This window comes from Pseudomonas fluorescens, from assembly GCF_902497895.1.
Taxonomy (GTDB): domain Bacteria; phylum Pseudomonadota; class Gammaproteobacteria; order Pseudomonadales; family Pseudomonadaceae; genus Aquipseudomonas; species Aquipseudomonas fluorescens_BP.
Window position 1 is genome coordinate 22,484 of sequence record NZ_CABVHQ010000072.1, and the last position, 6,705, is coordinate 29,188.

Annotated in this window: 8 protein-coding genes; 1 reads left to right on the forward strand and 7 read right to left on the reverse strand. The window is 61.6% G+C overall.

The window, feature by feature from the left end:
- The first annotated feature begins 2 nt into the window (after positions 1 to 2).
- The gene (locus F8N21_RS25730; protein ID WP_150644807.1) at positions 3 to 857 is read left to right on the forward strand and encodes a MaoC family dehydratase; all 855 of its coding nucleotides are present in this window, start codon (positions 3 to 5) and stop codon (positions 855 to 857) included.
- A 9-nt stretch (positions 858 to 866) separates the two neighbouring features.
- Here the strand turns inward: F8N21_RS25730 and F8N21_RS25735 are convergent, their stop codons facing one another.
- From F8N21_RS25735 to F8N21_RS25770, 7 genes are all read right to left on the reverse strand, one after another.
- Positions 867 to 1,316 (reverse strand): DMT family transporter, encoded by a 450-nt coding sequence (locus F8N21_RS25735; protein ID WP_150644808.1) that lies wholly within the window; start codon positions 1,314 to 1,316, stop codon positions 867 to 869.
- A 298-nt stretch (positions 1,317 to 1,614) separates the two neighbouring features.
- Positions 1,615 to 2,085: an A24 family peptidase gene (locus F8N21_RS25740; RefSeq protein ID WP_150644809.1), complete on the reverse strand. Its 471-nt coding sequence runs from the start codon at positions 2,083 to 2,085 to the stop codon at positions 1,615 to 1,617.
- 227 nt (positions 2,086 to 2,312) lie between these two features.
- Positions 2,313 to 2,876: a DUF4136 domain-containing protein gene (locus F8N21_RS25745; RefSeq protein WP_150644810.1), complete on the reverse strand. Its 564-nt coding sequence runs from the start codon at positions 2,874 to 2,876 to the stop codon at positions 2,313 to 2,315.
- A 42-nt stretch (positions 2,877 to 2,918) separates the two neighbouring features.
- Positions 2,919 to 3,533 (reverse strand): DUF4136 domain-containing protein, encoded by a 615-nt coding sequence (locus F8N21_RS25750; RefSeq protein WP_150644811.1) that lies wholly within the window; start codon positions 3,531 to 3,533, stop codon positions 2,919 to 2,921.
- A gap of 31 nt (positions 3,534 to 3,564) precedes the next feature.
- Positions 3,565 to 4,323, reverse strand: coding sequence for a methyltransferase domain-containing protein (locus F8N21_RS25755; protein ID WP_150644812.1), 759 nt, complete (start codon positions 4,321 to 4,323; stop codon positions 3,565 to 3,567).
- Positions 4,323 to 4,625, reverse strand: coding sequence for a MazG-like family protein (locus tag F8N21_RS25760; RefSeq protein WP_150644813.1), 303 nt, complete (start codon positions 4,623 to 4,625; stop codon positions 4,323 to 4,325). The genes F8N21_RS25755 and F8N21_RS25760 overlap by 1 nt, the downstream gene beginning before the upstream one ends.
- 393 nt (positions 4,626 to 5,018) lie before the next feature.
- Positions 5,019 to 6,705: penicillin-binding transpeptidase domain-containing protein (locus F8N21_RS25770; protein WP_150644814.1), on the reverse strand; the 1,687-nt coding region annotated here is incomplete at its 5' end.

A 6,705-nucleotide genomic window follows, 5' to 3' on the forward strand; every position in this document is an offset into this window, starting at 1 on the left:
CCATGGCAATCAACTGGCACCCCTTGAACCACGCCCCACACTTGACCGAGCTGTATGTTCGAGCGGCCACGCGGCGCAAGATCACCGGCACCACGCTGCCGGAAGATGGGCTACGTTGCTGGGTCGATGTCGACCACAAACGGCTGGAGGCTTATCGAAGGGTCTGCGGTTTTGTCGGCAATAGCTGGCTGCCGCCGACCTTCCCCCATGTGCTGGCGTTCGCCTTGCAGATGCAACTGCTCACTGCCAAGGACTTTCCTTTTCCGCTGCTGGGGTTGATTCATCTGGCCAACCGCATCCGCGTCTTGCGGCCCATGGGCGGTGTCGGCAGCGTGCGGGTCAGCGTCCATGTGCAGAACCTGCAACCTCACGCCAAAGGTGCGGTGTTCGACCTGATCACCACCCTCGAAGATCCCCTCGGGCCGCTATGGGAAGCCGAAAGCCGGATGCTGTGCAAAGGCGTCAAGCTGTCGGGCGAGCCCGTCATCGAAGAGGAAAACCCGACGCTGGCCTTGAGCGAACTGACACGCTGGTGGGCTCCCGCGGACATCGGCCGGCGGTACGCCAAAGTTTCCGGTGACTACAACCCGATTCACCTGAGCGCCACCAGCGCCAAACTGTTCGGCTTCCCCCAGGCCATCGCCCATGGCTTGTGGAACAAGGCGCGTACCCTGGCAGCCCTGAGCGAGCACCTGCCCGCCACCCAGGTAGAGATCGCGGTGGAGTTCAAGAAACCGGTGCGCTTGCCCAGCGAGGTGACGCTGCTGACCAGCGCACCAGGCTCGAGTGGCGACTTGCAATTGGTGGGGAGCGGCGACTTGCAGCACATGACCGGCAGTTGGCGACCGATTACCTGAGACCGCGGCTTAGCCACGCCGGATCAAGAACACCCCGGCGAGAATCAACACCAGGCCGGCAATCTTGCCGGCACTGATCGGCGCTTCGCGAAAACCCGCCCAACCGAAATGGTCCAGCGCCAGGGCCATGCCCAACTGCCCGGCCAGCACCAGCGTCATGAACAACATAGCGCCGATGCGCGGCCCGGCGAACGCGGCGGTAGTGATGAAGAACGCACCGAGCAGCCCGCCGCTCCAGTGCCACCAGGTCAGGCTTTTCAGCGCGCTCAGTGTGGGCACTTCACGTTGAAGCATGACCAGCAGCAACAACGCCACGCAGCCGACAAAAAACGAAATAAATGCCGCCGCCAGAACGCTGGAAACCTGCTTGGCCAATTGACCATTGATCCCCGCCTGCAACGGCAGAAAGGCACCGGCAACAAAGGGCAGGCAAAGCAGCCACCAGACAGGGGCAGACATAGTGTTCTCCAGCGGGCAATGAGGCGCCGCAGTATACGACACTGCCTGCAGATGACATTACAGGTGTACGCGAGCCTACTGTAGATACCGTCTTGACCCTCATCACCAGAGGATTGAATATCTTTGTTGACTGGCCTACCGCTATCGCGAGCAAGCTCGCTCCCACATTAGATTTGAGCCAGACCAGAAGGGTGTGATCGGCACATATCCTTTGGGAGCGAGCTTGCTCGCGATGAACGATAACTCGGTTTAACGGGCACTCTGGCTATAGCAAACATAATGCTTGCGGCTCAGACGGCTAATCGATCCAGGCGACAGCCAGCAGCATCCCGACCAGAACGAAGGGGGCAAAGGGTTGTTGTGTCGATTCTTTCGGATCGAGCAATTGCAAATGGGCTCTGAGCTTTTTGTTTATCAGCGGCCAGAGCCTGGGGGCCATCAGCAGCCAGGCCAGACTGACGATGCCCGCACCAATGAAGGTTCCCAACAGGTGCAGGGTATCGCTGGCCAACCCCAGTGCCGCTATCAATTTCACATCGTCCACCCCCAGCCGTCCCATTCTGTAGCCGGGCAAGGTGAAGGCCAACGCCAGCAGAAAGGCCCAGAGCCCCTGCTCCGCGCTTGCCCCCATCCAGGTGGTGCCGTTCCACAGCAAATACACCAGGGCAATGACCGTGGCACCAAGGGTCAAGCCGTTGGCAATTTGGCGTTGCTGAATGTCCTGCGCAGCGCAGAGAGCCAACCAGATAAATAGCATTAAGCTCTGCATCAGGTAAAAAGCGTCCCTTTTGGCTGAATCATTCTACGATGACATGAGGTTCAGGGTAGACGCACTGCTAAAGGTAGGCCTCCCGAGAAAGCAAAAAGGTGCCGTGGCGGTTCTAACTGAATGAATCCGCTGTGTGATTTCAGGGCCGCTGCGCAGCCCAACGGGGGCAAGCCCCCTCGCCACAGGTCATGTCTCAGGGCGAGATCCAGCTTCAGCAAGAAAAATCCTTACCTCGACCTCGGCGGGTAATTGGCCAATATCCTAGTCACGGTCGCGCGCACGGCGGCGCTGCGGTCTGCCGGGTTCGGCGTGCTGCTGAGCATTTGCTCGTCACTGCCTCGCCAGACCAGCTTGCCGTCTTTGCCATCCATCAGGTCGATCTGAATAATCGCGACCTTGTAGGTGATATTGCGGGTTTCGTTGTACATCGGCCCCCCCCAGTAACCGTTCCATGGACTACCCCAGTAGCCGCTACCACCGTAGTTGGTGGTGACTTGTTGCTGACGATTTTCGACGATCAGGTAGGTCTGCACATTGAGGTCGCCTTTGGCGCCGGACGCCGGGCGCAAACCGCGTTGATCGAGCTGATCGCTGACCGCCTGGCGGATCCGCTGTTCGGTCAGGTCGCTCTTGATCCGTGGATCGTCGGGGCGATATTGCAGAGCGGGTTCTTTCCAGCTCCAGCTGCGGTAAGCAGCGAAGTCACGACTGGCATCGAAGTCATGGTTGACCTGGCTCTGGCAGGCGCCGAGCAGCACGGCGAAAGCCAGTAAGGAAAGATGGCGGAACATGATGGTTCTCCGGTCGAAGACATGAACCTGAGGGGGATACTGTCAATTAGGAGGATACGCCGACATGGCCTTTTCCACAGCTTCGCGTAACGCATCGGCGCGCGCGCTCATGCTGCCCTGGCTGCTGGTTTCGGCGCTGGCGCTCCATACCGGCTGGCCACTACCGGCGTCGAACAGGTGGACCCGCACCACCACCACTTGCACCTGATAGGTGCGCACGATCGGCACCGTGTTGTACATTCCGTAACCGCTGCCGTAGCGGTTGTAACCGCCATAGCCATAACCGCCATAACCGTAATCGTCCCGCACCTGACGCAGGCGTTTTTCCAGGCGCACATCGGCGCTGACCCACAGGTCCGCCGGGCGATTGTCATGCAGCGGGCGCAAACCCCGTTGATCGAGGCCATTGCTGATCGCTTCAGCAATCTGCGCCGAGTCGGCCCAGGCCGAGCCCGCGGGCAAGCGCCCATCGAGCCAGGCCCAACTGCGGTAGCGACCGTAGTCCCGCTGTGGCGCCGGGTAGGCGCTACGGTCGAAGGTGTTGGCCGCTTGCGGCGGCGCTGGCGGAATCGGGTTGGAGCTGGCGACATACGGATTGCTGCCCTGGCAAGCGACCAGACCCAGACACACTATGACTAATCCGAGACGGCATTTCATTACGCTCTCCACTGAATAGTGGCCTGTGTGGCTAGACCGCTTGAACCGGGCGGCAGATCCAGTGCAAGTAACGCCCAAGCCCGATAAAACTTGGGTGACGACGATGAGCCAGCTCCATTTCCAGCAAATCCAGCAACTCGGCGCGGGCCTGGAATTCCACCGGCATATAGTCGTGGAAAACCCGTACCCCACTCTGGATTTCGACCGTCCACAGGCCTTCAAGTTGCGCTGCCAATTCGCGCGGATCAAGCGGCCGCTGCGGCGTCAGGCTCTGCTTTTCACCGGCCATGTCGTTCTTGCGCATCTTGCGGAAGTGGCCCTTGAGCAGGTTGCGATAAATCAGCGCGTCTCGGTTGTAGAACGCCAGCGACAGCCAACCGTCCTGGGTCGTCAGCTGATGCAGCACCGGCAAGATGGCATGGGGTTCGGCCAGCCATTCGAGCACCGCGTGGCACAGCACCAGGTCGTAAGGTTCGGTGAGTTGCCCGAGCAACTCCTGCCAGGGCGCCTGAATGAAGGTCGCGGTCTGCCCGGCCTCGGCGAAACGCTGGCGAGCGCCTTCGAGCATTGGTTCGGCAGGTTCGGCCAGCGTCACCTGATGCCCGCGCTGGGCCAGCCACAAGGACATATGGCCAAGCCCTGCTCCGATGTCCAGCACCCGCAGCGGTCGGTCCGGCAAGGTTTCGGCCAGATCGGCCTGGAGCACCGCGAGGCGAATCGCGCCTTTGGCGCCACCGTAGATTTTCTCGGCAAAACGGGTCGCCAACTGATCGAAATGACGGTCAGCCATCAACTGAACCTCCGTTCACTGTCCGCCAGCTTGCTGCGCACCACCTGCTCCATGTCCAACCCCAGCTCGCTGCACAGCAGCAATAGATAAAGCACGATATCCCCGACTTCCTGACCGGCATGGGCGAGTTTTTCCGCTGGCAATTGCCGCGACTGGTCCTCGCTGAGCCACTGGAATATTTCTACCAGTTCAGCCATTTCCACGCTGGCGGCCATGGCCAGGTTTTTCGGGCTATGGAATGGGCGCCAGTCGTTACGGTCGCGGATGGCGTGCAGGCGTTCGGTCAGTTCGTCAAGGTTCATCGGGCTCTCCTGAAGGCGTATAGCTTCGGGCGGATGGCGAATGAAGGCAAGCGCCGAACAGTGTGCTTTCGCTTCGCCACAGATCGCGAGCAAGCTCGCTCCCACAAGGACTGTGGCGCTCCTGTGGGAGCGGGCTTGCCCCAATGCCAGTCAGCTAACAAAAATCTACAGTTTGGCGATCAATTGTGGCGAGGGGGCTTGCCCCCGCTGGAGCGCGAAGCGGTCCTAAAACCTGCCAACGCGTTGTTTCAGGCGCACCGCGTTCACCGACTTTACGACTGCTTCGCAGCCGAACGGGGCGATGCGGCGTTCCGTCAAGCCCCCTCGCCACAGGTGCAATGTTCGTCTCAAAATCCTTAACTGACTGGTATAAGGCAAGCCCGCGAAAGCTGGTTAATCCACAACACTGAACTCGACCCGTGCCGTCTGCCCGCCTTCATCCAGCACGCTGAGCTGATAACGACCCAGCTGATCGAAGGTCGCATTGATGCTGTCCTGGTTGGCGCTGTCGCCCAGCGGTGCGCCATTGACGAACCACCAGCGCCGACCGCTGCCACCCAGGGCCGAGAGTTTCAAGCGCAACAGTTCCTGGCTGGCAGCCGGACGGCGCAGCTGGTCGCCTTCGCGCACGCCGACAATCGATAAGGCTGACGCGGCCGACAGCATCGGCCCAGGGCATTCTGGATCGTTGGCGGGCAAGCGTGCTTCACGACGTTCCACCCGTGGCAACCAGGGTTCCAGCGGTGCCGGCCATAAGGCGATGTCACGCGCCACGGCACCCGGGCATTTGGCGTCGACCCGCAAGCCCTTGGCATTGACCCATATTTTTTCCAGCAAGCCGACGCCCAGTGGCTGGTCCAGCGCCTGCAGGGTCGGCGGCGTGGTGCCATCCAGGGTCCAGGCGAATCGCTGACGCCGGCAATTGGGGTCGCTACGGCTCATGGGCTGGCCCAACGGCCAACAGATCGCTGCCACGCCGACGTTCATCGGCACCGGTTGTACCGGGGCACTGATCCCGCGTTGGCTGTCGCGGTTGATCAATACATCGTGGACTTGCAGCATCAGCGGCGCTGCCGAGGCCAGGCCGAACTGCCCGGGCACCGGGGTGCCGTCCGGGCGGCCGATCCAGATGCCGATCAGGTACCGCGGACCGACGCCAATCGCCCAGGCATCACGAAAACCGTAACTGGTGCCGGTTTTCCAGGCCAGCACCGGACGCTGCACCAGTTCGGCACGGGGGTCGCGATCGGGTCGCGCCTGGCCGCTGAGTATCCGCCGCACGATCCACGCCGAGCCCGGTGACAACAAAGGCCGCTCACGCAGTACATCGTCCGGTTGCAAACGAATGTTGGCGCTCTTGCCGCCACGGGCGAAAGCGCTGTAGCCACTGACCAGGTCCTCCAGGCGGCTGCCGGCCCCGCCGAGAATCAGCGACAGATTCGGCTCGGCCAATGCGGGTAGGGTCTGCGGCATGCCAGCAATGCGCATCTCGGCAGCAAAGCGTTTCGGCCCGTAGGCTTCGAGCAGTTGCACGGCGGGCAAATTCAGCGATGTAGCCAGCGCGGTACTGGCCGGAACGGCGCCACTGAAACCCATGGAAAAATTTCCCGGCCGATAGTCGCCGTAGCGACGCGGCACGTCCTGCAGCAGCGATTCGGAATGGATCAGCCCGGCGTCCATGGCCATGCCGTAGAGGAAGGGTTTGAGGGTCGATCCGGGCGAGCGCAGGGCGCTGATCATGTCCACATGACCAAAACGCCTGGCGTCGTTGATGTCCACCGAACCCAGGTAAGCGCGTACCGCCATGGTCTCTTCTTCGACCACCAGAATCGCTGCGGAGGTATGCTCCGGCAAGCGCGCGCGCCAACCCAGCAGCAAGTCTTCAAGACGTCGCTGCAAGGTCGCGTCGAGGGTGGTGCGGATCAGGGGTGGGCTGTCCGTACGGTTCAGGCGTCGCGCCAGTAACGGCGCGAGGCTCGGTTCCAGGCGTGGCGCCAGCAGCAGGGGTTCTTCCAGGGCTTCGTCGACCGCCGATTGCGGCCAGACCTGGAACTGCGCCAGGCGCCGCAAGACCTTGTCC

Bases quoted from the DNA above. Each gene is read 5' to 3' on its own strand.
- F8N21_RS25735 (WP_150644808.1), bottom strand. From the start codon at position 1,316: ATGTCTGCCCCTGTCTGGTGGCTGCTTTGCCTGCCCTTTGTTGCCGGT.
- F8N21_RS25745 (WP_150644810.1), bottom strand. From the start codon at position 2,876: ATGTTCCGCCATCTTTCCTTACTGGCTTTCGCCGTGCTGCTCGGCGCC.
- F8N21_RS25750 (WP_150644811.1), bottom strand. From the start codon at position 3,533: ATGAAATGCCGTCTCGGATTAGTCATAGTGTGTCTGGGTCTGGTCGCT.
- F8N21_RS25760 (WP_150644813.1), bottom strand. From the start codon at position 4,625: ATGAACCTTGACGAACTGACCGAACGCCTGCACGCCATCCGCGACCGT.
- F8N21_RS25755 (WP_150644812.1), bottom strand. From the start codon at position 4,323: ATGGCTGACCGTCATTTCGATCAGTTGGCGACCCGTTTTGCCGAGAAA.
- F8N21_RS25730 (WP_150644807.1), top strand. From the start codon at position 3: ATGGCAATCAACTGGCACCCCTTGAACCACGCCCCACACTTGACCGAG.
- F8N21_RS25740 (WP_150644809.1), bottom strand. From the start codon at position 2,085: ATGCAGAGCTTAATGCTATTTATCTGGTTGGCTCTCTGCGCTGCGCAG.